At 39.5% G+C, this 25,402-nt stretch carries 19 protein-coding genes, 1 tRNA gene and 1 pseudogene; 5 read left to right on the top strand and 16 right to left on the bottom strand.

Going from position 1 to position 25,402, the window contains the following annotated elements; translation table 11 throughout:
• Positions 1–55 precede the first annotated feature (55 nt).
• Positions 56–781 carry a lysoplasmalogenase gene (locus tag AC4PL9_RS02675; RefSeq protein ID WP_491603241.1) on the top strand — a complete coding sequence of 242 codons (726 nt, stop codon included), beginning with the start codon at positions 56–58 and terminating at the stop codon, positions 779–781.
• Here the strand turns inward: AC4PL9_RS02675 and mfd are convergent.
• Both mfd and fbp read right to left on the bottom strand, forming a co-directional pair.
• Entirely contained in the window at positions 778–4,134 is a 3,357-nt protein-coding gene (mfd, locus tag AC4PL9_RS02670; RefSeq protein ID WP_491603240.1) for a transcription-repair coupling factor, read from the bottom strand. The two genes, AC4PL9_RS02675 and mfd, sit on opposite strands and share 4 nt — an antisense overlap.
• Positions 4,135–4,194: 60 nt before the next feature.
• Positions 4,195–5,220, bottom strand: coding sequence for a class 1 fructose-bisphosphatase (gene fbp / locus AC4PL9_RS02665; RefSeq protein WP_491603239.1), 1,026 nt, complete (start codon positions 5,218–5,220; stop codon positions 4,195–4,197).
• Between the two features lie 103 nt (positions 5,221–5,323).
• On the opposite strand from fbp, the gene AC4PL9_RS02660 reads away from it, so the two are divergent.
• Positions 5,324–5,557 carry a hypothetical protein gene (locus AC4PL9_RS02660; RefSeq protein ID WP_343784720.1) on the top strand — a complete coding sequence of 78 codons (234 nt, stop codon included), beginning with the start codon at positions 5,324–5,326 and terminating at the stop codon, positions 5,555–5,557.
• On the opposite strand, the gene AC4PL9_RS02655 is transcribed toward AC4PL9_RS02660, so the two are convergent.
• From AC4PL9_RS02655 to AC4PL9_RS02625, 7 genes are all read right to left on the bottom strand, one after another.
• Entirely contained in the window at positions 5,558–7,366 is a 1,809-nt protein-coding gene (locus AC4PL9_RS02655; protein ID WP_491603238.1) for a hypothetical protein, read from the bottom strand. It lies immediately after the preceding gene.
• 62 nt (positions 7,367–7,428) lie between these two features.
• Positions 7,429–8,085: a CoA transferase subunit B gene (locus AC4PL9_RS02650; RefSeq protein ID WP_343784724.1), complete on the bottom strand. Its 657-nt coding sequence runs from the start codon at positions 8,083–8,085 to the stop codon at positions 7,429–7,431.
• 69 nt (positions 8,086–8,154) lie between these two features.
• Positions 8,155–10,008 (bottom strand): hypothetical protein, encoded by a 1,854-nt coding sequence (locus tag AC4PL9_RS02645; protein WP_491603237.1) that lies wholly within the window; start codon positions 10,006–10,008, stop codon positions 8,155–8,157.
• A 3-nt stretch (positions 10,009–10,011) separates the two neighbouring features.
• Complete coding sequence (locus tag AC4PL9_RS02640) at positions 10,012–11,787, bottom strand: hypothetical protein (protein WP_491603236.1); 1,776 nt, start codon at positions 11,785–11,787, stop codon at positions 10,012–10,014.
• Between the two features lie 11 nt (positions 11,788–11,798).
• A complete protein-coding gene (locus AC4PL9_RS02635; protein WP_491603235.1) occupies positions 11,799–12,494 on the bottom strand; it encodes a CoA transferase subunit A in 696 nt (231 codons plus the stop codon).
• A gap of 11 nt (positions 12,495–12,505) precedes the next feature.
• Positions 12,506–14,833 (bottom strand): transglycosylase domain-containing protein, encoded by a 2,328-nt coding sequence (locus AC4PL9_RS02630; protein WP_491603234.1) that lies wholly within the window; start codon positions 14,831–14,833, stop codon positions 12,506–12,508.
• Between the two features lie 93 nt (positions 14,834–14,926).
• The gene (locus AC4PL9_RS02625; protein WP_491603233.1) at positions 14,927–15,406 is read right to left on the bottom strand and encodes an Lrp/AsnC family transcriptional regulator; all 480 of its coding nucleotides are present in this window, start codon (positions 15,404–15,406) and stop codon (positions 14,927–14,929) included.
• Positions 15,407–15,517: 111 nt separating this feature from the next.
• Here AC4PL9_RS02625 and AC4PL9_RS02620 point away from each other — a divergent pair, with 111 nt between their 5' ends.
• The 3 genes and pseudogenes from AC4PL9_RS02620 to AC4PL9_RS02610 form a co-directional block, all read left to right on the top strand.
• Complete coding sequence (locus tag AC4PL9_RS02620) at positions 15,518–16,759, top strand: cystathionine gamma-synthase family protein (protein WP_491603232.1); 1,242 nt, start codon at positions 15,518–15,520, stop codon at positions 16,757–16,759.
• A gap of 66 nt (positions 16,760–16,825) precedes the next feature.
• Positions 16,826–16,902 (top strand) — tRNA-Ala (locus AC4PL9_RS02615).
• Positions 16,903–17,062: 160 nt separating this feature from the next.
• A pseudogene (locus AC4PL9_RS02610) lies at positions 17,063–17,253 on the top strand (IS110 family transposase); the annotation flags it as partial.
• 49 nt (positions 17,254–17,302) lie between these two features.
• On the opposite strand, the gene AC4PL9_RS02605 reads toward AC4PL9_RS02610, so the two are convergent.
• The 7 genes from AC4PL9_RS02605 to AC4PL9_RS02575 form a co-directional block, all read right to left on the bottom strand.
• The gene (locus AC4PL9_RS02605) at positions 17,303–17,893 is read right to left on the bottom strand and encodes a hypothetical protein (RefSeq protein ID WP_491603231.1); all 591 of its coding nucleotides are present in this window, start codon (positions 17,891–17,893) and stop codon (positions 17,303–17,305) included.
• Positions 17,894–18,508: 615 nt separating this feature from the next.
• A complete protein-coding gene (locus AC4PL9_RS02600) occupies positions 18,509–19,843 on the bottom strand; it encodes a c-type cytochrome (RefSeq protein WP_491603230.1) in 1,335 nt (444 codons plus the stop codon).
• A gap of 8 nt (positions 19,844–19,851) precedes the next feature.
• Positions 19,852–21,339 carry a c-type cytochrome gene (locus AC4PL9_RS02595; protein ID WP_491603229.1) on the bottom strand — a complete coding sequence of 496 codons (1,488 nt, stop codon included), beginning with the start codon at positions 21,337–21,339 and terminating at the stop codon, positions 19,852–19,854.
• A gap of 169 nt (positions 21,340–21,508) precedes the next feature.
• Complete coding sequence (locus AC4PL9_RS02590; RefSeq protein WP_491603228.1) at positions 21,509–22,372, bottom strand: AraC family transcriptional regulator; 864 nt, start codon at positions 22,370–22,372, stop codon at positions 21,509–21,511.
• A gap of 448 nt (positions 22,373–22,820) precedes the next feature.
• Positions 22,821–23,432, bottom strand: a complete 612-nt coding sequence (locus AC4PL9_RS02585) for an SCO family protein (protein WP_491603227.1) — start codon at positions 23,430–23,432, stop codon at positions 22,821–22,823.
• 356 nt (positions 23,433–23,788) lie between these two features.
• A complete protein-coding gene (locus AC4PL9_RS02580; RefSeq protein WP_491603226.1) occupies positions 23,789–24,604 on the bottom strand; it encodes a hypothetical protein in 816 nt (271 codons plus the stop codon).
• 155 nt (positions 24,605–24,759) lie between these two features.
• Positions 24,760–25,185 (bottom strand): hypothetical protein, encoded by a 426-nt coding sequence (locus AC4PL9_RS02575; RefSeq protein ID WP_491603225.1) that lies wholly within the window; start codon positions 25,183–25,185, stop codon positions 24,760–24,762.
• Positions 25,186–25,402 lie beyond the last annotated feature (217 nt).

Raw genomic sequence — 25,402 nt, 5'->3', positions numbered from 1 at the left:
CCCGCTTTTTTTGTACGAAAAAGATAGATTAGATACGTCGTAATTGAATTAATAAATGGAAACAAAAAAGTGGATGAAATGGCTTCCGGTAATTTTGTTCATCATTACAGGAATCGAAATTTGGGCAGATCTTACTGACAAAATTGGATTAGTCTATCTGACCAAACCTATGTTGCTGCTACTGCTTGTTAGTACTGTGATTCTGTATCGAAAAGCGTTTGTGTCGAAGGCTGCATTTACCTTTTTATTAGCAGCACTTATTTTATCACTGGGAGGAGACATTTTTCTTATGATTCGTGAAACAGACTTGTTTGTTCCCGGATTAGCCAGTTTCCTACTGGCGCATGTGTCGTATTGTTTTCTCTTTTGGAAAGATATCCGGCGAAATAGTGAGGGAAAAAGGGATGTTTATACGTGGCAATACATCATTGTATTTCTCTTATTGTCATTTCTCGTGATTCTTCTTGGTGTTCTTCTTCCTCATATTGCGGCAAACAGCGAAACAAAGGCTCTGGTCATTCCTGTAACGATTTATGCGATCGTAATTACAACTATGGGAATTTTCGCCCTTTTACGCAGAGGAATCAATGTCCGCTCTTTTAGGTTGGGTTTAATAGGAGCTCTTTTTTTTATCGTTAGCGATACGGTGCTTGCTCTCTCCCTTTTTATGGACATAATTCCTTATTCTACTCTTTGGATCATGAGTACCTATGTGCTGGCGCAGTACCTGATAACGCGCAGTACCCTGATTAATAATACAATTCCGGTTACAAGTAATTAATCTCTGATTTGAAGAATACTTTGCAGGTTCTCAATCGCTTCCTGCATGGTAGCTACGGAGTTATATACCAGACGAAGTTTATTGTTCTTTTCGCTCATATTAACCCCGGTCGGACCACTTTGTATGTATTTTAGAACCTGTGTAAAACGTGGGGACTGGTAATAAGGAGAATCCTGATTTGTAACGAAGTAACCAATCATTTTTCCGGCTTTAAATACAAGTTTTTCAAAACCGATCTCACGGGCAATCCAACGCAATTCCATAGAAAGGAACAGATCTTCCACCTGATAAGGAACCTGACCAAAACGGTCGATCAGATTCTTTCTGAACTCTACCAGAGCTGTTTTGTCCGAAAGATTATCCAGTTCCTGATACAGGCTCAATCGTTCTGCTACATTGTTAACATAATCATCTGGAATTCGAACTTCAAGATCCGTTTCGAGAATGCAGTCGGCTGTGTAATAATCCTGCCCCGGCATTTTATCATATTGGGTATCTTTGAACAACTCCTTAAACTCATTCTCACGCAGTTCTTCAATCGCTTCATTCAGTATTTTCTGATACATCTCAAAACCGATGTCGGCAATGAAACCGCTTTGTTCGGCACCGAGCATGTTTCCTGCACCCCGGATATCCAAATCTTTCATGGCAATGTTAAATCCGGATCCCAGATCACTGAATTGTACCAAAGCTTCCAGACGTTTACGGGCTTCTGTTGTAAGATTATGAGCTCTGGGAGCAATGAGATAACAGAAACCTTTCTTATTAGAACGGCCTACACGTCCGCGCAACTGGTGCAGATCACTCAGTCCGAAGTTCTGGGCATCATTAATGATAATCGTATTGGCATTGGAAATGTCAATTCCCGATTCGATAATCGTGGTGGCAAGAAGGACATCGTATTCGCCTTCAATAAAGCCCATCATGATCTTTTCGAGCTGCTTTCCGTCCATTTGTCCGTGTCCTATAGCAACCCGGGTTCCCGGAACAAGTCGCTGAATCATACCGGATACCTCCATGATGTTTTGAAGGCGATTGTGTACGAAATAGACCTGTCCTCCTCTGGAAATTTCATACGATATGGCATCACGTATGGCTTCTTCGTCAAAAGCGATATGCTGAGTGAGTACCGGCTGACGGTTCGGGGGAGGTGTATTGATAATACTGAGGTCACGGGCTCCCATTAATGAAAATTGCAAGGTTCTGGGGATAGGAGTGGCGGTTAATGTCAGGGTATCAACCGTCTCTTTCATCAGTTTCAACTTATCTTTTACCGCTACCCCAAACTTCTGTTCTTCATCAATAATCATTAATCCAAGATCTTTGAACTTGACATTTTTTCCGACAATTTTATGTGTTCCGATCAAAATATCAATCTCTCCTGCCGCCAGTTTTTTTAGCGTCTCAGTTACTTGTTTTGCTGTTTTAAAACGGTTGATATAATCAACGGTACAGGGGAAGTCTTTCAGACGTTCTTTAAACGTACGGTAGTGCTGTAGTGATAGGATCGTTGTGGGCACAAGTATCGCAACTTGTTTACTATCTGTTACGGCTTTGAAGGCAGCGCGAATGGCAACTTCCGTTTTACCGAACCCTACATCTCCGCACACCAGTCTGTCCATGGGCGTGGCGGATTCCATGTCTTCTTTGATGGCTACCGTTGTTTTTAACTGATCGGGCGTATCCTCGTACATGAAAGAAGCTTCCAGCTCATTCTGTAAATACGTATCGGGAGAAAAAGCAAAGCCGGGCTGGCTTTTCCGTTTCGCATATAACTGGATGAGATCAAAGGCAATTTCTTTGATCTTTTTCTTTGTTTTGTTTTTCAGATTGGACCAGGCTTGTGTGCCCAGTTTATTCATTTTCGGAACGGTTCCTTCTTTGCCGGTAAACTTGGAAATTCTGTGCAGCGAGTGGATAGAGACGTACAATACGTCGTTATCTTTATAAATTAACCGTATGGCTTCCTGCGGCTTTCCGTTAACATCGATCATCTCCAGTCCGGAGAATTGCCCGACTCCATGATCAATGTGTGTTACATAATCTCCTTTCTGAAGATTATAAATTTCTTTTAGCGTAAGTGCCTGCTTTGCCTGCCTGAAGCCTTCTTTGAGTTTAAAGCGATGGTAACGTTCAAAAATCTGGTGATCGGTATAGCACACCAGTTTTAATTGTTCGGAGATGAATCCTTCATGAATCGCGATGGGCATAGGAGAAAATTCTACTTCAGCACCTATGTCCTCAAAGATATCGTAAAGTCGCTCAATCTGCTTGGGTTGGTTTGAAAAGATCAGGTTGTCCATACCCATTTTTCGGCGGGCAATCAGATCGTCGCGTAACATTTCAAAATTCTTATTGAATGCCGGCTGACCTTTGAAATCAAATCGCACCTGTAAATCTGATTGAAACGTATTTTCGTTTCCGAATTCGATAACTGTGAAATCGGCAATTTCTTTTTTCCAATCGGATTTATGGTAATACAATTCACTGGGAATCCGATGTTTTACAGGGCTATCACCGAGTTGATCGTATATTTTTACCGCTTTTTCATAATCCTGATCCAAACGACCCTCCATCAAATCGTATGATTTTAGCCAGATTGTCGATTGGTTACCTGCAAACTGTAGAAAAGAAGCATTGATTTCCTGCACGATCTTTCCCTGCACGTTAGGAACGATAGAGAAAAATTCATGTGATTTGAAACTCAACTGGTTTACGGGATCAAAATTCCGGATGGAGTCCACTTCATCCCCGAAAAATTCTATCCGGAAGGGGTTGTCGTTAGAATACGAAAAAACATCCAAAATTCCCCCGCGTATTGAAAACTGTCCCGGTTCGTATACAAAATCAACGCGCTCAAAACCGTATTCCATCAATACCTCATTCAGAAAATCCAGACCGTATTCCCTTCCTTTTTCAATCCGGAAGGTATTTTTGGTCAGGTTCTGTTTGGTGGGTACTTTTTCAAATAAAGCTTTGGGATAGGTGACAACCCAGGTATTATTGGTTGAGTTGATCCGATCCAGTGCTTCGGCTCTAGCTACTACATTTGCGTTATCGGTTGCTTCAATTTCATAAGGAGTGCGGTAAGAAGCGGGATAAAAAAGTATATGCTTTTCCTCGGGGAGTAAACTTTCCAGATCATTAAAAAAATACGCGGCAGCTTCTTTGTCTTCCAGTATGAAGATATGGTTTCCCGGAACCTGACGGGCGAGTGCTGTTGCGCATAAGGCACCGGAAGCTCCCACAAGCCCGTTCCATTTTATTTTTGCTCCTGCAAATTGAAGTTGCTGGGCAGTTTCATCTATCTGAGGTAGCGTATTGAAACGCTTTAAAAGATCTGGTATTTGCATTTTAAAACGTTGCCCTTTTTCCACGAGATGAAATCAGGACAGAAAATCTGAGTAAAACTATTATGCGTCAATTTTTTTGTCTGCGTATTCCTCGATCAGCCCCATAACCTGCTCCACCATTTTCTTCGATCCGATGAATAAGGGAGCACGTTGATGCAGACGTTCCGGTTGAATGTCAAGAATGCGTTTACGACCTGTAGTCGCCAAACCGCCTGCCTGTTCTGCTATAAAAGCAAGTGGGTTACATTCGTAAATCAAACGGAGCTTTCCTTCCGGGTTTAACGTCGTATCCGGATAAATGTAAATCCCTCCTTTAATCAGACTGCGGTGAAAGTCAGCAACCAATGAACCGATGTAACGACCCGAATACGGGCGTCCTGTCGGAGGATCAACCTGTTGACAAAAGTTGATGTATTGTCGTATTCCTTCTTCACAGATCAGCAGGTTGCCTTCATTCATGGAATAAAGACGACTTGTTTCCGGCATTTTCATATCAGGGTGCGACAGACAAAATTCCCCGATTGAAGGATCCAGCGTAAAACCATTTACACCACATCCGGTTGAATAGACCAACATAGTGGAAGAACCGTACAGTACATAGCCGGAAGCTACTTGTTCCGTTCCTTTTTGAAGCATATCTTCAAGTGTTGCCAATTCCCCGGGAGGTGATGTTCTTCTGTATATGGAGAAAATGGTTCCGATAGATACGTTCACATCAATATTGGATGAACCATCCAAAGGATCAAAAAGAACGACGTATTTACCATTTCTGGAAATCTCGTTGTCAAACGCAACAAAATCATCATTTTCTTCAGAGGCAATACCACAGATTTCTCCTCCGGTTTTAAACGCTTGAATAAAACGTTCGTCGGCAATTACGTCCAGTTTTTGTTGTTGTTCTCCCTGGATATTTACATTGCCCTGAGCTCCAAGTATATCAACCAGTCCGGCGCGGTTTACTTCACGGTTTACGATCTTTGCAGCAAGAGAAATATCGTTTAAAATTCGTGATAATTCGCCGGTTGCAAAAGGAAATTCAGCTTGTCTTTCGAGGATAAATTCATGTAAAGTGGTAACTCCCTGCATCTTGAAAATGATTTGTTTTTGCAAATATCGTGAAAAGAACGGAGAAAATTAATTGTTCCCGCAATTGAAGATCTTGAAAGGGAAAATTAAGTAACTTTACACTATGAAAAAGTTAGGACTTTTTTTACTGGTAACCGTTGTGATTTTGAACAACACGGCATGGGGACAGTGTGCTATGTGTAAAGCAACTGCCGAAGCGGGACAAAATAATGAGATTGAGTTTGGTCGCAACATCAATATTGGAATTATCCTGTTGATGATTGTTCCTTATGTGATTTTGTTTCTCTTGTTCAGAAAGCAGATTGTTCGTGTTTTTAAATCACTTACAAACAAATAATCAGTACCGTTTCTGAAGAATAGAACGGGATACGGTTGTTCTGATGTCTTGTGCTTCGACTCCGTTAGGGTTGTAGATAAAAAGCTCGTATTTCCCGGTATAGGTTTCGTCCAGATAGAGTTCCCACTGATTACTCTCTCCAATTTCTAACGTAATTGTTTCTCCGGTGTCGTTTTGTTTTAATAGAGCAATAAAGTCGGGGACAGGATTTGTTTCAGTGTCGATTGTAATGCGAACTCGTGTATACTGGTTATCTGACTTCTCTTTTTCTTCAAATTCAAAGAGTGTTTTGTAAAGATCAACTGAGGTAATAGCCGTAGTTATTGAGTCCGTATACTTTTTAATTTCTTGCGGTGCTGATATGGGTTGTATATCATAACGAAGTACTTTTACCTCATACGGTGGTTGACCGGAGACAATATATTGCCCCATTGGGGTGATGGATTTCAATTCTGTAAATCGTGTAAGAAGATCCTTTTTCAGACCCATTTCCCGTTCTCCGAAGTGACTTTCCCAAATAATCAGTTCTCCGCCTTTCATTCGTTTTACTTCTTCTTCAAAAAAGTGAAAGGGACGTTGCTGAAAACGTCCTTCCGTATTCTTAAGATTCGAATGAACGGAATAGGCTACCAACGGATGGTAATAGAAAACGTTTGGAGTATTGTGCTGTTCAGCATATTCTTTAGCCCATTTTCCGGTTTCCATTACTGCCAGTTCATTGGGAGAAGCTTTTTTGGGCAGGGGTAATTTGTCTATTTGAAAGACACTCCATCCGATACATACAAGGGAGAAAACCTGGCTGAGGACAATCCGTTGCGAAAACACATAATTGATGACTACAATTCCTGCTACCAGCATTCCGGGTAGCCCCTGAGTTGCCAGACGACTGAGACCGGCCGCTCCACTATTTCCTGTTGCCCATAAATAGGAATGAGTAAGGAGAATCCCTGCATAAATAATAAAGAGATAGAGTGAAATTTCTTTTGACGGTTTCGGAAAATTCTTTTTGAGGAAAGACACAAGTAATCCGACAATCAGAAAGAAAAGGAATACTGCTCCCAATGGTCCCAGATGAGAATTCCAGTTTGTGTAATAATGCAGCCAATCTCCCCGCCCGTAAATACTTTCTGCTCCCTGATAGGGGTTCTGCGTGAAATACCACCAAAAATCGTTGAGTACGACTCCTCCGATCAGGGAATAAAGCAGAAATCCTGAAAAGAGCAATGGGATGACTTTGAACTGTTTGTAATACAGAAGTGCGATTATGCCGAGTAAAACGAGAAACTGTCCTTCGCTTCTGCTGAAAGGAGTCAGGGACAACAACAGAGCAAAGTACATGAACTTTTTTCGGACCAGAAGTAAGGCACTTAACAGAACCAGTAATCCAAAAAGCGGCTCGGTCATTCCTCCCAGTACATTAGTCGTATAATCGGGAACAGTAAGCAATACAAAAGGAAAGATACAGCTGAGAATCGGACGAACGTTTAAGATCGTAAACAGACGAAAAGCAGTCAGGCAAGTCGCTGCAAACACCAGAATATTAAAATAGATATAAGTGGTAAATCCAAAATAAGAAAAAGGAGCTGAAAGCAGAGTGAAAAGCGGCTTCCCCCAGTGATTCAATAAATTAACGGGGTCTGTAAATACCTGTTGAGCAATAAAGTAATGAGCCAGACCATCTCCGACATCAACGGGAACTTCGTTCAAGTGATGCATGAACAGGAGAAAAAGACAGGAGAGTCCGGTAATGAACAAGAAATAAACGCGTGTACTGTATACAGAAAAGAATTTGGCAACAAGTTTATCCATGAATCGTCAGTCAATACCGTAAGAACGTTATTTTATGCCTGAAAGTATAGGTGCGAGGGGAATTATAATTGCATTTCAGGCACATTGTCCGGGACGATCAGATCCCCTTCCGTTTTCGCAATGATTTCCTCCACGCTAACTCCCGGTGCTCTTTCAATCAGATGAAATGCATTATCTTTTATCTCAAGGACAGCCAGATCGGTCACTACTTTTTTGACACAACCTACTCCTGTTAAGGGAAGCGTACAGGATTTCAGAATTTTTGATTCTCCGGCTTTGTTTGTGTGCATCATGGCAACAATAATGTTCTCAGCGGAAGCAACAAGATCCATTGCTCCTCCCATACCCTTGACCATTTTACCCGGGATTTTCCAGTTGGCAATATCACCGTTTTGTGCTACTTCCATAGCTCCGAGTACCGTTAATTGAACGTGCTGTCCGCGAATCATAGCAAAAGAAGTGGCTGAGTCAAAGAAAACAGCTCCTTTGCGCGCTGTAATCGTTTCTTTACCCGCATTGATCAAATCCGCATCTTCTTCACCTTCTACAGGGTAGGGTCCCATCCCGAGAATTCCGTTTTCAGATTGAAATTCAACTTCAATTCCTTCGGGAATATAGTTGGCTACCAAAGTAGGAATTCCAATTCCTAAATTAACATACCAACCGTCTCTTAACTCCTGAGCAATGCGTTGCGCTATTTGATTTTTGTCTAATGCCATATCTAACTTCTTTTCGCTTTACAAATTAAGCAAATTTTGTTGGTTTCAGATGGAAAAACCGTTTTGTTTTTATTCCGCTTCAAGTACAAAAATTTCCACTTTTCCACTGTGTACAAGAAATTCCTTTTTCTTCTGATTCCAGAGGTACAGGACGAGGTAATCCGTTTCTTCGTCTATCCGGGGAATAACAAAAGATTGGGAGAAGGCTCCATCACTGTCTTTCCATTCTTTTTTGAGCCAGTCTAATCGCAGAGGTTCCTGTATAACCTCACTTTGATCCGGTCGTTTTTGAGAAACAGTCAGCGACATATAGGAAGGTGCTGACTTTACGTCCAAAACACTTTGGACCCCGATATACAAGGGCTTTCCTCTCAGCGAATCAGGAATTGGAAACTGGATAAATTCGAAGAACTCGTTGTCGTTGTGTACCCAGTTGGTGATGCCTGTGGTGTCTGTAATTTTTTCTTTGCGCAATGTCTGTGTTCTTTCGTACAGATTCAGATTGTTTATAGGAGTTGCATTGACTTTCTTATACGAGTTGAGAAATCCGGGAGGTAATTCCCTTTTTTGATCCACAATCTGAAAATCACAGAGGGTATCGATGTGATTACTGTATAATAATCTTCCCTGTTTTCCTCCCTGTTGATGATTCATATAAAACCAACACAGTTCCTGAGTAACATAGCCTCCCACAGTTAAGGGATATTCGGATGTGTTTTCCTGAGTAGAGATATAATCGAAGAAATCCTGAGGGGCGCGTTCTTCCATAGAAAAGGAAGCAGTATAAAGATTAACAGAAAAGAGGAAATGAACGGGAACATAGAGAGGAAGACAGACGATGAGTATCCGGAGTACTTTGGGCAACGCAGAGGGGCTTAGACTGAAGGTAAAAATAAGAGATGCAATAAAATAAGGGTAGAGATACATAGCCGCCCTGTCCTCCGGAAAGTTTACATCCAGAATATAACGTGTACCAAAAATAGCACAAATAGATCCGATCAATAGGTATACCCAGATAAATTGAGGTAGCGTGATCAGCTCTGGTAGCGTATATTTCTGTTTCCACCAGTCAAAAAGAAACACAAAAGCAATGACGAGAGTGAGCAGAATGAGTACTCCTGCTATTGCAGTCGAATAGTAACCAAAGAACAGTTCACTGAGCGTATTTCCCGTATAATCCCAAAAGCCTGATTTTCCACCGTAATATAATGCTCCCCGGTTCTTTAATTCAAAAGCAAAGTTAACGAGAGGGGAAAAGAGAGCAATGGTAACCAAAACAAGAACAAAATGCCCCATTTTTATCTGGGTAACAGCTTTTAAACGAACAATGACAATCAATATCGGAATCAGAATGAGTACAGAAGAATAGATCAGTGTAAGGTTCGCTGCTGTTGCAAGGAAAAAAGCAAATAGCGTCGTGGCAAGCCATAATGCAGTCTGTCGCTTGATATAGTTGCGTAAAGCATAGATCCCGAAAAGTAAAAAAGCCATTGACATCCCATAGCCTCTTACTTCTCCAAAATACTCAAACATGTAGTGTGCCATGATAAGTGAAAGGAATAGCGACCACTTACCTAATCGAAACTGTATCGGAATTTCCGAAGCAATCTTCCAGGCTGACCACACATAAAGCGGGTAGGAAAGAACATTAGGTAATCGGAGCGCCCAGGTCTCACTGCCAAATACAAGATAACTCCAGTGACTCAGGAGTGAATTGAGAATATGGTTATTGGCATCCCAATGTGCTTCGGGAGGAAAGAAAACACCCGTCTGGATGTAGTAAAAGAAGGTCGCTACTTCATCGTGAAGAATCGGGGTGTATATCGAACGGAGTATAAGGTAAATGAAAAGAACACTACCAATCAATGCGGCAATGCCGGATTCGATAGAGGATGTAGTATTTTTGGAATGAATAGTATTCATAATTTACAGTTGGTATAGGGTATACGAAATTTCAATATGATCGTGTTGCTGTAGTTTGGGATTGTATAAATACAGTCTCACTTCATCTGTGTTTTCAGGAATCAGCGGGATTGGAACAGAGAAAGAAAAGGGCGTTCCGTCAGCCCAGTGTCTTGAGAAATGATTCATCGTGAAATAACGGGTTTCAATTGCTCCTCCTTCCTGATCGAAGAAGCTGACAACCCAGGTCAAATCCGCTATTTTTTGAGGGAATCTGGAGGCTGTTTCTACAAGCATGCAATAGTCCTTCTTTAAATCATACTCTTTACTGAACAGACTACCGACACCCATAAATTCATGATTGCCGGGTTGGAAAGTGTAAGTAAATGACTGAATTTTAGTCGCTGTTCGCGTTTTTTTAGCGTGATACAGATTTACTCCCTGTTCATCCGAAACTACAAGTTGATATCCCTTTAGTTCGTTTTGGTATTTTTTCTGATCCTTCTGTGTAAGCAAAAGATAGTCTGTTGCAGCAAAATGTTCCCTCTGAATGTGATACGTTGTAGGAACTCCCTTACCGAAGATGGTGTGTTCAGCATAGAAAATACGATCCAGATAATCTGACCCTCCAACACTTTTCATGGGGTTTTTGTCTGCGGACAGGATTTGATAGATTTCTTTTTGTACAGCGTGTTCAGCCCAATAATTAACGTATTTGCTATTGATGAAACAGAGGGTGAATATTGTCAGGGGGATGGGAATAAATGTACTAATGCGGGCAGATCCATTTTCCTGGTTGCTCATAAAGAGAAAGCTGCCGATCAGCAATAAAAAAAAGTACAGAGCAGTTCTGGATAGAGGCCCTTCTCCCTCCAGTAAATAAATGGAAAGAACCGTTCCTGTTACAGAACCCAATAGTATTGCCGGAAATACAATTTCATGCCGGGTCAGACTGGCCACTCGGAATTTTAAGAGGAAAACAATCAGGCCAACTAAAGCGATTAGGAAGAGCACGCAAATAAGATAGGCTAACCATTTATTTTTCGATTGGTACAATAGCTCATTGAGCGAAACAAGATTGGTAATCGGAAACCCGTGTTTACTGCCGAAATACAGTAGTCCGCTTTTTTTCATATCTGCAATGTGCTGAACGAAAAGGAATAACGTGGTAACAGAAGAGACTGAAAATCCGATTTTGTTGCGTATGCTGAATTCTTTCTCCCGCAGAAGGATAAGTGCACAGATCAGTAAAAGCACACTGAAGGCAAAAAGTAAACTCAATTGTGACCACAGTCCGGCTATGGTGATCAGAAGAACCAACCAGGGAGTAAATGGGTTTCGTTGCTTTTGAAAATCAAATACAAGACTAATGGCATAGAGTAGAAGTGCATACGACATCCCGTACCCTCTGGAAAGTGAGAAAAACTCAAGAATGGGATAAATAGTTGTCAGCGAAATAAGTACAATCCAGAAACTTGTTGGAGATTTTTTGTACTGAGCGAGTTTATAGGCGGCGAAGAAATAAAGCCCGAAAAACAATAGATTTGGTATACGTAGTGCAAACGTTGAATGTCCGAATGCAGAAGCGGAAAGATAGGACAGGACAGAGTTCAGTAAATGATTATTGGCATCCGCCTGTGCTGCCGGAGCCAGAAAATTTCCGGGTTCGACATACAGAAAATAGGTGAAGGCTTCATCCGGAATGAGCGGAACAGTAATTGCCCTGACCACTAAAAAAGAAAACAGTAGCCCGAAATAGGAAGCTACTGCCCACTTTTGTTTTTTATCCGGAATAAACATCCTGTTCGGGATTATAATTTACGAACAGTACGTCGTTCTATGCGCTTTTCGAATGTATCGCCCCGGAAGATACGCTGTACAAAAATTCCGGGTGTATGAATTTCATTAGGATCTAATTCGCCTGCCGGAACAAGTTCTTCCACTTCAGCAATGGTAATCGTTCCTGCCATGGCCATCATCGGATTGAAATTCCGGGCGGTTCCCTTATAGATGAGGTTTCCTTCTGTATCTCCTTTCCACGCTTTAACAATACTGAAATCAGCTGTTAACGCTGTTTCTAGTATGTGAGGTTTTCCGTTAAATTCGCGCACCTCTTTTCCTTCGGCAACTTCAGTACCATATCCGGCCGGAGTAAAAAAAGCGGGGATTCCGGCTCCTCCTGCACGGCATCGTTCTGCGAGAGATCCCTGAGGGATAAGGTCAACTTCCAATTCTCCGGAAAGCATCTGACGTTCAAACTCATCATTTTCTCCGACATACGAAGAAATCATTTTTCGGATCTGTCGATTTTGTAAAAGCAATCCTAAACCAAAGTCATCCACTCCGGCGTTGTTGGAAATGCAGGTAAGTCCTTTACATCCCATTTTTACCAGTTGAGCAATTGAATTTTCAGGAATTCCGCACAATCCAAATCCACCTACCATGAGGGTCATATTGTCTTCAATTCCTGCAAGTGCTTTTTCTACGTTCTCAACAACTTTGTTCATCTTTTCTTACTTTAAAATCCAAAATCAATACTAGATCCGCCATCTCCGCTTTCTCCCGAACAATTCATAATCGATCGGTCATAGCCATCAGGCATTTCAAAATCTGCAGTTGATAGTTTTATCTTCTTATCTGCGTAAATCGCTTTCATATAATGTCCGAAAATCGGCAGCGCCATTCTCGCACCCTGTCCCCAGGCCATAGAGCGGAAACGTACGGCTCTGTCTTCGGCACCAACCCAAACTCCCGTGACAAGATCAGGGGTTAATCCCATATACCAACCGTCCGAGTTATTTTGCGTGGTACCTGTTTTTCCTGCCATAGGAGCAGTAATTCCTCCCCATGGACGCCATGCTGCGCGAAGACTACCTCCTGTTCCTCCGTCAACCACTCCTTTCATCATAGCAATGGTTGTATAGGCAAGGTGTTCGTTCATCGATTCACGGGACTGTGGTTGACCTTCATAAATTACTTTTCCGTTGCGGTCTTCTATCCGCATGATAACAAGAGGCTTGTTGTAAATTCCTTTGTTGGCTATGGCCGCCTGAGCCCCTACCATTTCATAAAGAGAAAGGTCCATGATGCCCAGACACATTGCAGGAACAACGTCCTCTTCCCGTAGTTCAATTCCCAAATCACGCATCAACTCAGCTACAGCCTGTGGTCCCTGAGTAGCCCCCATTTCAGACATGATTTTTACGGTAATATTGTTTTGTGAATTGGCTAATGCACGTTTAACGGTCACCAACTCTCCCGTTACTTTTGTTCCGGGGTTCGGACACCAGGATTTCATTTTAGTGGGAGATTCGGGAACGTCCATACAATAAGCAATGTCCGCGTATTTTGTACAGGGTGTAGTCACACCAAAGCGAATTCCGGCACTGTAAACGAAAGGTTTTATGGTCGAACCAACCTGTCTTTTCCCAAGCTTTACCTGATCGTATGCAAAGTGGTCGAAATTAATTCCACCTACCCACGCTTTAATGAATCCTGTCTGGGGTTCGATCGATAGTAATCCGGCACGAAGGAAACTTTTGTAGTAACGGATGGAGTCCCGGGGCGTCATTACTGTGTCTATTTCTCCATTCCAGGAGAAAATGCTCATTTCCGCCGGAGTATCAAATTGCTTTAGAATTTCTTTCTCCGAAAGTCCGCCATCTTTGGCATTTCGATAGCGATCAGAGCGTTTGATGGCACTGTTCATGATCGCATTGATCTGTTCCTCCTTAATGGTATTGGCAAAAGGGAAGTTCTTTGTGCGGGCGTTGTTTTTATCAAACTCAGGTTGAAGTGTTTCTTTCAGGTGTTTTTCCATCGCATCTTCGGCATGTTGTTGCATGCGAAGGTTGATGGATGTATAGATACGGAGACCGTCCTCATAGATGTCATACGGTTTACCTTTACTGTTGGTGTATTTATACGATCCGTCTTCGTTTTTCTCCGACAACAGATGCTGTACATCGCGACGTAAAACTTCCCGGAAATAAGGAGCAGGTCCACGTTTGTGATCGGCTTTCTGGTAATCAAGTTCGATCGGCAGTTCGCGGATGGAGTCGTACATGGCACGCGTAAGTTTTACGGTTACTCCTTCGCTATCACTGTTTTTTAACCACTGACTCAATACGACATTACGTCGCTCAAGTGCCATTTCGGGACGTTTGATCGGACTGTATAATCCCGGATTTTTACACATTCCTACCAAAAGCGCTGCTTCCTGGATGGAAAGCTGATCCGGTGTCTTGTTGAAATAGACCCGGGATGCAGATGAGATTCCGATAGCATTGAAAAGAAAATCAAACTGGTTGAGATACATGGTGATGATCTCTTCTTTGGTATAGGCTCTTTCCAGTCGTGTTGCCAGAATATTTTCTCCGAGTTTCTGGCGTAATCGCTCCCAGGTTGATTTAGCCGGATCGGTAAAAAGTATTTTGGCCAGCTGTTGCGAAATGGTACTGGCTCCTCCCTTGTTTTGTCCCAAAGCAGCCGCAGAAACAGCTCTTCCAAGTGCCTTGGCGTCAATTCCGGGATGACTGTAATATCTTTCGTCTTCCGTTGCAATCAGAGCGGAAAATACGTTTTGGGAAATTTGATTGTAATCTACATTTTTTCGATTCAGACGCCAGTATCTTCCCAGTTCTTCTCCGTTATCTGAATACACGATAGAAGCCTGAAGATCGGGCGGGTTTTCGAGCGTTTCATAGTCCGGGAGGTTCGCTTTTGACTGCTCCAACATGAAATAAAGCGCTAAGAAAGGGCTTAATGCTCCTAACCAAAGAAGGATAAGAATGGTTCGTTTCGTTTTCTTTGAAAATTCCTTTTTTTCCTTTTTCTGCTTTGCCATGTCACTCTATTGATGTGGTAAAAATACAAATATTAACGATTTTCAAGGAGAACCACTAATAAAGCTTTTCACAAAAAACGCTAAAAAGGGAAATCAGTAAATACTACCCTGATCTTTGATGAGTTTCAGAACAAAATTGCTGTGCAGTTTTGAAATGAGATCGATCTTGGAAAGTTTGGAAACAATAAACTCACGATAATCCTCTATATCGCGGACGGCGATTTGCAGAAGGTAGTCAAAATCTCCTGAAATGTGTGCGCAAAGTTGTACTTCCGGGAATGCGGTAACGGAACGCTCAAAGTCGTCCAGAAACTCCTGCGTGTGCACTTTTAGAGAGACCTGTGTAAATACAGTGAGTTTCTTTCCCAGTAGGGCGAGATCAATTTCGGCATGGTATCCTTTGATAAAACCGTTGTTTTCCAGTTTTCGGATACGTTCGTAGGTGGGAGTATAGGTCAGGTTGAGTTCCTGTGCCACTTCTTTGGTGCTCAATTTCCCGTTTTTGCGGAGCAACTGGAGAATTTTCAGGTCCAACTCATCAGTTCGGAAAGATATTTCATCTTTTTTTTGCATTCGTATTCATTTTTTTAGGTGAATTGTCAGAAATAGTAATCAAATATAGATAGTATATCTAAATAAATAAAATTTATTGGATAGATCATTTGTATTTAGGAAATTTGTAAGATGAAGAAGATGAAACCGGAAAGTTTGATGATGTCTCACGGGTATAAACCGGAGTTGTCAGAAGGAGCGATTAAGTGCCCGATTTTTCAAACCTCTACGTTTGTGTTTAAATCGGCAGAAGAGGGAAAAGCATTTTTTGAATTGGCATACGGCCTCAGAGAAAAAGACCAGGATGAGGAATTGGGATTGATTTATTCCCGGATTAATAATCCGGATCTGGAGATTCTGGAAAACCGCCTTTGTCTTTGGGATGAGGCAGATGATTGCGCTGTTTTTGAAAGCGGAATGGCCGCTATTTCTACAGCCATGTTGTCTTTTTTAGATCCGGGAGATCTGATTTTGTTCTCGAACCCGGTGTACGGAGGAACGGATCATTTTATTCGTCACGTACTGCCTCGTTTTTGTGTGGATGTACTGGCATTCAATCCTACGGACAGCAAAGAAGAGATTATTCGGATGGTGGAAGCATCCGGAAAGGCAGATAAGTTGAAAATGATGTACCTGGAAACGCCGGCCAATCCGAATAACCAGCTGACGGATATCGGAATGTGTCGCGAGATAGCGGATCACTTCTCGACGGAAGAGAAGCGAGTTATTCTGGCGTGTGATAATACGTATATGGGACCGGTTTGGCAGCATCCAATTAAGCACGGAGCAGATTTGGTTTTGTATTCTGCGACAAAATATATCGGAGGACACAGTGACCTGATTGCGGGAGCTTGTCTGGGTTCGGCAGACTATATGGCAAAGGTGAAAGAATACCGTACTTTCCTTGGAAATATGGCGGCACCTCATACGGGATGGCTTTTAATGCGAAGTCTTGAGACGCTGAAAGTGCGTATGGACGAGCAGGCGAGAAATGCATTTCATGTAGCTGCTTTTCTGAAAGATCATCCGATGGTCGAAAAGATTTACTTCCTGGGGTATCCGGAAAATGATCGTCAGAAAGCAATTGTCGAGAAGCAATGTCTTTCGTACGGAGCGATGATTTCTTTTGACATCAAAGGCGGAGAAAAAGAAGCTTTCCGCTTTTTGAACGGATTGCGCTTGATAAAACTTGCCGTGAGTTTGGGAAGTACAGAATCATTGGCAGAACATCCTGCGACCATGACACATATTGGTGTGGATCCGGAGGACAAGGAGCGTTTTAATATTTCGGAGAAACTGGTACGTCTTTCGATCGGTGTGGAAAACTACGAGGATCTGATCGCAGATATTTCGCAGGCACTGGACAAAGTGTAGAAAAAAGAGTGGATCCGATTCGTTATTGGAACTTTTTAGATATTTTAGCCTCGTAATTGAGGCACTGGGGATGTAGCTCAGTTGGCTAGAGCGCTTGACTGGCAGTCAAGAGGTCGTCGGTTCGAGCCCGATCTTCTCCACCAAAGCGGACAAATGGTTAAAAGACTCATTTTGTCCGCTTTTTTGTTTTTTAAAACCCTTGGTATAGTTGAGAATGGGCGCGAATACTTCATCTAATTCAGTGGTTCGATTTTTTCTCCTCTTGACTTATCAACTTTTGTTTAATTCTGCATCAAGAAGTAGTTTGTCGCTTGTAAAACCAACAAAGCTTGTCGCGAATTGTACCAACGGATAATTGCGAAAGGAAAATCGAAAAAACTAGCGTTAATAGCTGTGGCAATAAATGAATTAAACAAGCCTTCGCTATTGCAAAATCAGGATTGGTTTATGATGAAAATTACCGAAGTGTAAATCCCCTATTGTTGAAAAAATAGTTGAATTTTTTCTTGGATTTTACCACGGTTCATTGTTATCCTCTTTTTTCTATCTCCACGAAACAACTCGATAATCCGAGTAATTTTCATCCATATCTTTCATTCTATTTTCTAAGGCACTGATTCCAATTTCTTTAAATGATTTCACTTCGTTATCAGTCATTATATGGTATATGTCGACTCCCAAAGCAACTGGTTTACAGATTGAAAGTTCAAACGTCAAGTCCGTTTTTTTGTAAATTGTGTATTTATATGGATTTGAAATTATCTGACAATTTTGAGTTGGTTTAATGCTTTCAATGTCAATTAGTTCTTTTTGAATCAGACGATATCTTTTTTGGCTTCCGTGACTGCCATCTTCATTGTAAAAGAAGAAAGGTCGATTACACTTAGGGCATTGATGAATTTCACAATTCCAATAAGGATATTCGTTAAGCAAAATTGGAGCTTGTTCTCCCCAATATTCTTTTGGAGACTCCATATTTCGATCTTGTTCAATTTTCCCTGTTCTTACTAATTCGGGTTCAAATTTCGGATTCCAATCATTCCAACCTTTGAATTTAGAATGGTCGCAATCATTTTCAACTATTTCTAAGTTGTTTAAAAATTGGATTAGATTATTTTGATTGATTTCTTCCATTCTAATTGAGGATAACGGTTCTCAGCTATACACAGGCAGGGCATTTTAACCACTGAACTTCCTACGAAGAACTACACTTCAAATATACCACTTTCATGTCCTACGAAGCACGAAACCCCTGCTTGCGTGTAGGTGATGTTACAAGCTGACCTTCTGTCCACTGAGTAAATGAAACGCTTTCTTGTCAGCGGCCTTTGTCGGCCGATTGGGTGTGCAGTTGGGTATTATTTTTTATTTAAAGAAGGGAAAGAGATTTTTTTAATTCAATTTTATATCCTAAGTAAAGGTGGAAGATCTTTTACAAGCTTTGGTCTGTGCCTTGGCTTTTGGGGCTTGCACCTGTGAGAAGACTTAGTGTTTTCCTATTAGCAAAATGATAATAATTGTGTAAGAACAACCTGAGTATTGTATCAACAAATTTGTTCTTGTATTTCCTAAACTCTTCATCCATTAATAAAGACCCTTTATAAATTGATAATTTTTTTCGAGTTGATTATCTTGAGTGTTAATCATTTTATTTTTAGTTAATTTAATCAACAATCCTTGTATGTCTAGAAACAATTTAACGATATAAAAAAGCAATAGTATGTCGATGAGAATAATAAAAGTCATAAATTAATTTTTAATGGTTAATATAAATTTACTAAGTTCATTTAAGTCATTATCTGAAAGTTGTGGAAAGCCTGGCATTTGTGGCATATCATCCCGTTTTTTCCCTGGTGCTCTTATCCAATTTATCAAACCTGTTTCATCATTTTTATAAATGGAAGCCATTTCAGATATCGGTGGACCTACTAGTATTTCATTTGGCTTATGACAGGCAATACAATACTGATTGAAAATTGCAGTGCCTTTGGCAAGTTCTCCAAGCGATGGGTCAATTTCTAATTCAACTGATTCTTCAACTGGGTTTTCTCTAGCTTCTTTGCTTAACTTTTGAAACTCCCCAGTATGAGCGGCAACTAATTCCTGATGTTTTTCGAGTGAATTATGCCTGTACATTTGGCGACTCCCACCATAAAACAACATAAAAGCAAATATTGAAAGCGCAATTTTTCTAAAATGTAAATCAATTTTATCTTTTTCGCCAACAATAGTCTGATAGCTAAACCAAAGGGCAACTGCTAATAAAATACCAGCAAGAGACATGACACCAATCACACTATAACTTATTCCTTTAGATGGTAAGGTAAAAAGCACTATGACACCGAAAAATATTTGTAAACTCAGACCGATGGTAGCAATTGAATAGCCTATTTTTTTAATACTGTATCGAGTAAATGATGTATAAATTTCCTCAATAGGATATGCTTTTCTGTTATTGTACCAAACTATAAAAATTCCAGTTACTGCGATACAAGCACCTAAAAACTCTAGGTATCTAGGAAAAACATTGGGAAGTATCAAAGCACTCAAAAAACCTTGAACGGTTCCCCATTTTTCGGGAAACATCATTAGGTTAACGTTTGTCAAAAATATTAAAGGAATAAATAAGAATATTGCCACTGCAAGAGCCATAATTACAATATGAAGCTTTCTGCTATTCTCAAAAGTTGACCATGTATATTTATGCAAATAAGTAAGTAAAAAAGCTATTGTTACTAATGGGATAATCATAATCCAAGCAAAACCTGTTAAGGCATTTGCTGAATAAAAATAAATGGTGTAAAGTGTATTAATACTCAATAATGGAGCCACCCCCAACACTACTGCTATACTTTTATTTACTGTTATTGTTTTAGCGATTTCGTGTGCGAAGGTGTCATACTCTTTGTTCTTCAATCCTTTTATCTGCGCCCATAGTGTTACGATACTACCACCTACCATTAAGTTGATGAAAATGATATGCAACAAAAACGAAACCACAAGCAATGTTACCAATAACCATTCTGGTAATGGTAAATCAAGCGGAATATCTTTAGGTACAGGTGTATTTATTTGAAGTAACATATTTTTGATTATTTCTGAGTTAATTGTTTTTCGTTTTCTTTGGCAGTCTCCTCTATCTTTTTCGAAACGGATACAGCGTTATTTAAAGGATTAATTTGAACACCTGATGTTTGAACACCTTCCAAACTTTCACCAGTTTGTTGCAAATGCTTGATGTATTCAGCAAGTGCGTTTAATTCTTTTTTATTTCCAGGAAAAGGAGGCATAAAAGTTCTTCCATTATGCATATTTGGAATATACCCTTCTATATTAACTACTTCTAATGGTTTACCAAAACCATACAATCTTTCAAATACATAAGTGATAGAATTTACACCTTGTGGGTTAGCAGTATGACATCTACTACAGGTGTTCATAAAAATATCTTTGCCAGCTTCAATTTTATTTTCCTCTGTAATCTCAGTTATGGATGTGTAAGTCATGTAAGGTAAAATCCCATCACGCTTATATAAAGGATAATCTTCCTCACGAAGTAAGTTGGAATACATATAATTCCCAATTACATAAGGCTTACGAATAAATTCTCTTACTCGTTCAAAAATTCCTAAAAATCCAAATACAAAAAGACAAGGCACTATAACATAAGCAAATTTTATTCTTTTAGGTTTTATCCAAGCAAATGCTGCCAAAACTATAGAAACAGATGCCGCACCAATGATGAAGAATTTCAATAAATCATAATATTCAGCGAAATCTTGCGAACCAACCGCTGTTGCCATATTGTCTTTCATGGCATCAGGCATTACGTTCCAATAATAAACTGCGCCAATAATTACTAATGGTGTCCATGCTAAAATCCACTTGCCAGCGTAACGTATGGCTTTCGCTCTAATCTCACTTCCTTTCGGTGCAAATATTGTGGTAAGTAACATTCCGAAAACACCTGCCACAAGCATGGCTGTTGGTGTTCTGAAGAGTAGTTGAGGAAGGTAAATCGGATTGGTAAATCCATTAATTAATGTTTGCTCATTGTTCCAATTCCCAGGATCCATCATGAAGCCAAGGATGGCAACAATAATTGCCATTGTTATCCAAGAAAAAATGGATAAGAACCAGCCAAATTTTATATGCCGCAATTTAGCCTTTAATGAAGTGTTGGCATTCTTCCAAGTGAGGAAATAGATCAAAATCAAAACTACCTCTGTTACAAAAACCAACCATTCAATGAACCATGCCCAATAAAATACTCTAATCAAACTACCTATAGATGCAGGACTTACCAGAGCAACAGAAAACCAAATCCCTACACCAGTCATTGCTCCGATGGTCGTTGTAATGATAAAAGCAACCTTCATTTTTTTATAAATGAGCTTATCCCAAGCCAAATCTGTGATTTGGTCTTTACCTGCGTTCGTTACACCTTTTTGCTCTAACCAAGTGATGTAGGGAATAAATCCTACTGCTAAGCCGTGATTGATAAAAACGTGTAAAATAGCTATCATCGCTATCAAAAAGCGGTCGTTAAGCCAGTCGAGGTGAAACATTGGAAAGTCCATAATTCTATTATTCTAACTATGGCACAAAGGTCTTGTTTAGGCTTGGGAATTTATAAAAACAACAAAGCAGGAAATTTCGATTTTCGTTCCTGCTTTGTTGTATAAAAAGGATTTCTGTTTTGAAATTTACACGTTCAAGTTTTGAAATTTACATCACTGATTTAGATTTTCAACTTTGATTTTTTCTAAATTGTTCAGGGGTTGTTTCTGTTTGCTTTTTAAAGAATGTAACAAAGTAAGAGGTATTTTCAAAACCCAACTTATCAGCAATTTCATTGATATTGTAATTTGTGTAATGCAACAAGCGTTGTGCTTCGATAGTAATTCGCTTTCTTATTAAGTCTCCTGCCGTTTGCCCCGTTTCTTTTCTACAAATTTTATTCAAGTAATTCGGGCTTACGTGCAATAATTCAGCATAAGCAGATGGAAGTTTTTTTGTTTCAAAATGCTTATCAATCAATTGCTCAAACGTTTGTACTTTTTCTTGTTTCAGATTTTTGCTTTTTACAACCCCTGTTGGCTTATACAACCTCTCTAACTCAAAAAGCACAATATTGAGGTATGATCGTAGTACCTTTTTTGTTTCTCTTTTCTTTAAACTGTATTCTTCCGAAAGTAATTTTATCAAAACATCCCATTTCGATTTTTGCTCATTCGTGAGCCTGATGTATGGCTTTGCTTCTCTTTGCAGAAAAGAAAACTGGTACAAAATATTGTTGTTGTATCGTAATGAGAAAAAATCCTCTGTAAAACAAATGATTGTTCCGTTTGCTTTTCGGTTTATATCTATTCTGTTTATGCAACTTGGTTTAATGATAATGGCTTTAGCCCTGTCTAGACGTATTTTATGGTTGTCTATTACAATTTCTCCTTCTGCATCTTCCACGATAATCAAGGTATAAAAATCTTGTTTATGCGGAAACTCCAAGTCGGGAAATTTCTCTAATATTCCACTTAATTCATCCAACCAAAAATGCCTAACACCATCACCAAACAAACCGATATTGCAAACAGCTAATTCTGTTGCTTGCATTTGTTATTTTTTGTATTGTGAAAATGAATAAAAATAGCTGTTCCGAGATTATCGGTTTAGACGTTCTGTGGCGGATGAAAAACGGAGAATAAGTATTCCGAGGAAAGAAAATTATTTTTATAAAAAGAAATATTCTGGCTTTCTTCAAAGATAGTTTTATGGATTTCAAAAGATATATCGTTGTGAAAAAAAAGTTGAATTTCTTTTTGCTTTAAATTAGGCAAATTTTGTTCTTTCTTTTCATTTTCCTTTAGTTGTTTGGTAAGATAGCATTGACCCTTGCAAACAGGTATAGCATCAAAGCGATTAATACAAAGATTTTTTGAGATGTAATCACGTTGAACATAAAATGAAGCCATTATCCAAAGTGTGCTTGTGCTTTGAAACACAAAAAGGATTAAGAAGAATATGGCGAATGTTCTTTTCATTTTAATGCTCAAAGGTAGTTTTAAAATTGCTCATTTAGCAATGTTTTAATATCGACTTTTAGTCTGTCAGTCTCTTTTGGGTCTGTACCATCATATACACCTCTAATATGTCTATTCTTGTCAACAAGTAACAATCCTCCACTGTGAACATAACCACCGGGTGCTGCGCTGTCAGAATATGCTGTTGCAAAATAGCTTTCCTCAGCAAGCGCATATATTTTGTCTTTGTCTCCTGTTACAAAAAACCATTTTTTAGAGTCTGCTCCAATATTTCCTGCATAGCTCTTTAGTCTTGGAATACTGTCGTGCTCAGGGTCAATGGTATGTGAAATGAATAAGATATTAGGGTTTGATTTATAGGCTTCGTAAACTTTAATCATCTCGTTTGTCATTTTCGGACAAATAGTAGGGCAATTAAGGAAAATGAAATCAGCAACGTATATTTTTCCTTCAAAGTTTTTTTCTGTTACTTCAATACTGTCTTGATTGATAAAATTAAAAGACTGTATTGTCGGATATACCGTGTCGTTACCTACTATTGTCGGATCACCAAGAATTGGAAGCTTTTTGGTTTTACTTGTGCAACTTAATAAGGTCAAACAGATACTTAATAAAAAATACAATGTTCTCATAGTGTAAAAGTAATAAAGTGTTGGAATAAACGGCTCTTTTGGTTTTGCGAAGGGTTGGTCCCGGTAGCTATCGGGATGTCGGGCAAAACCAAATGTGCCTTTTGTGCGGCTGGCTAAAATTGACTTAAAAAAATGTGCGGTCAGGAAAATAAAAAATACAGAAGGATCAGAAATGAGTATCGACTTACTCGTTGTCCGATTGTTGTATGGTCTGTATGTTGTTGGTTACCTGTCAAAATTAGCGTTTATTTATGTTCGTTTGGTCGTTGTAGTGTCGTTTTGTTAGGCTTGCTTGTAACGTTTAATGTAAAAAGTCGTTTTAATGCTTTTTACATAGTGTTATGACCTGTTTTCTACTATTCTTTTTTAAACTTAACAGAATATCCCTCATTTTGCAACATCAGATAGTGTTTGTGAACTAATGTATGATTTGATTTTGATTCTGATTTGAATGTCAATAAACTATCAGGTTGATCGATATAGTCAAACATTAAAACTTCAAGCCCCTCTATTTCTCGTTCGAAATAATATAGTTGAACTTGTCTAAATTTATCTAATTCTAAATTGGGTAATTCTATATAGTATTTGTTGGTGTCAATCAACAATGTCGAATCAATAGGGGGGTATTCAAATTGACCATGATCCCATATCTCGTATGCAGAGGCATATTCTTTCATTTGGTCATCATATAGAATCTGGCAAACGACCGTGCTGAAATAAAAGGAATTAGTATCAAATAAAGATTCAATCTCTGAATCAAACAGTATCAACCGATAAGGGTCCAGAAAAAGGCTCCATGTCAAGTGTTCTGAGAATGATTTTTCTTCTTTTATTTCTTTATCTTCCATCCTTGAAAAGATCTCGACCCTACTTGGTTTCAAGTTAATGGCTGAGCTATCTTCTGTAAAAGCATAGTACCCTTTGTAAGTGTATTTGGCATAGATTGTCTTTCCTTTTTTATTTTGGATCATACAATATTCATACAAAGTAAATCGATTAGTGTCCTGCTCTATTCTCAAAAAAGAACAATACCCCTGAAAGGAGCCAAGAACATTCTCTTTACTGATGACAGAATCATGCTTGAACATCAACCATTGAGAATCTTCCTGTCCCAGCCCAAATTGGGAAGATAGCATGGTAGTAAAAGACAATATGTAGAACAAAACTCTCATCTTCTCGAATTGGTCATAATGTTTCTCAACTAGGAGACGCGGGCTTCTTGAATGTAGTTGTTCAGCCCGTGGCTTTTAGTTGATGTTATGTACATTCTATTATTAAAGTCTTTAATGAACTCTTCTCGTTCAGTTGATTGAATTTTCCATTAATTTTAATCATCAACTGGAATAGGGGCATCAGATGTAACAGTTAGGAAATAGTTCTCATTGCTCCATTTTTCGACCCATATGTTGCATTTAGTCATTTCTAAATTGACGGTTCCATTAATAGTTATATCACCATATTTAATAGTTATATGTTGCTTACCTGAGGGACATGAAAACAAAGATCCGTAGAAACAATTCCAATTTGGCTGAAATATTTCGGAATGAACTAGTTTGTTGTTCATGTAAACTTCGTATTTGGTTGTATCGCTATAAATTGGCACGCCATTTTCGAGGTAAACGGAGTTCGTAAACCTGATTTCACAAGTTACTTTCTCTTTTCTTTTTTCTCCATCTGAGTGATCTTCTCCGCAAGCGGGTAAAAGGAAAATAGATCCAGTTAATAAAATAAGCGTGTACAGGAACTTATCCATTCTTCAGTCATTTTTTGTAATAAAATACTCTTTTTCAATATTCATCGGATTCAACCTTTTTAATCTTTGTGCGGTGTTCTTCAGTTGTACATAACGGTTTGTGTATGGTGTCGTAGCTATCCCACAGGGTAGCTATGCACTATACACTATACACTGTGTTATGTGCTTTTCTTTATACCTATTCGTTTGTTTTTAAAGTCTAGTAACAGTATATTCT

The sequence above is a fragment of the Wandonia sp. genome (genome assembly GCF_984588085.1).
This window is presented reverse-complemented; position numbering and strand designations above follow the sequence as displayed.

Coding starts and splice junctions, on each gene's coding strand:
- fbp (WP_491603239.1), bottom strand. CDS start 5,220: ATGCAGGGAGTTACCACTTTACATGAATTTATCCTCGAAAGACAAGCT.
- AC4PL9_RS02630 (WP_491603234.1), bottom strand. CDS start 14,833: ATGGCAAAGCAGAAAAAGGAAAAAAAGGAATTTTCAAAGAAAACGAAA.
- AC4PL9_RS02645 (WP_491603237.1), bottom strand. CDS start 10,008: ATGAATACTATTCATTCCAAAAATACTACATCCTCTATCGAATCCGGC.
- AC4PL9_RS02655 (WP_491603238.1), bottom strand. CDS start 7,366: ATGGATAAACTTGTTGCCAAATTCTTTTCTGTATACAGTACACGCGTT.
- AC4PL9_RS02605 (WP_491603231.1), bottom strand. CDS start 17,893: ATGGAAGAAATCAATCAAAATAATCTAATCCAATTTTTAAACAACTTA.
- AC4PL9_RS02575 (WP_491603225.1), bottom strand. CDS start 25,185: ATGGATAAGTTCCTGTACACGCTTATTTTATTAACTGGATCTATTTTC.
- AC4PL9_RS02650 (WP_343784724.1), bottom strand. CDS start 8,085: ATGGCATTAGACAAAAATCAAATAGCGCAACGCATTGCTCAGGAGTTA.
- AC4PL9_RS02675 (WP_491603241.1), top strand. CDS start 56: ATGGAAACAAAAAAGTGGATGAAATGGCTTCCGGTAATTTTGTTCATC.
- AC4PL9_RS02580 (WP_491603226.1), bottom strand. CDS start 24,604: ATGAGAGTTTTGTTCTACATATTGTCTTTTACTACCATGCTATCTTCC.
- AC4PL9_RS02635 (WP_491603235.1), bottom strand. CDS start 12,494: ATGAACAAAGTTGTTGAGAACGTAGAAAAAGCACTTGCAGGAATTGAA.
- mfd (WP_491603240.1), bottom strand. CDS start 4,134: ATGCAAATACCAGATCTTTTAAAGCGTTTCAATACGCTACCTCAGATA.
- AC4PL9_RS02640 (WP_491603236.1), bottom strand. CDS start 11,787: ATGTTTATTCCGGATAAAAAACAAAAGTGGGCAGTAGCTTCCTATTTC.
- AC4PL9_RS02595 (WP_491603229.1), bottom strand. CDS start 21,339: ATGGACTTTCCAATGTTTCACCTCGACTGGCTTAACGACCGCTTTTTG.
- AC4PL9_RS02585 (WP_491603227.1), bottom strand. CDS start 23,432: ATGAGAACATTGTATTTTTTATTAAGTATCTGTTTGACCTTATTAAGT.
- AC4PL9_RS02600 (WP_491603230.1), bottom strand. CDS start 19,843: ATGTTACTTCAAATAAATACACCTGTACCTAAAGATATTCCGCTTGAT.
- AC4PL9_RS02620 (WP_491603232.1), top strand. CDS start 15,518: ATGAAGAAGATGAAACCGGAAAGTTTGATGATGTCTCACGGGTATAAA.
- AC4PL9_RS02660 (WP_343784720.1), top strand. CDS start 5,324: ATGAAAAAGTTAGGACTTTTTTTACTGGTAACCGTTGTGATTTTGAAC.
- AC4PL9_RS02625 (WP_491603233.1), bottom strand. CDS start 15,406: ATGCAAAAAAAAGATGAAATATCTTTCCGAACTGATGAGTTGGACCTG.
- AC4PL9_RS02590 (WP_491603228.1), bottom strand. CDS start 22,372: ATGCAAGCAACAGAATTAGCTGTTTGCAATATCGGTTTGTTTGGTGAT.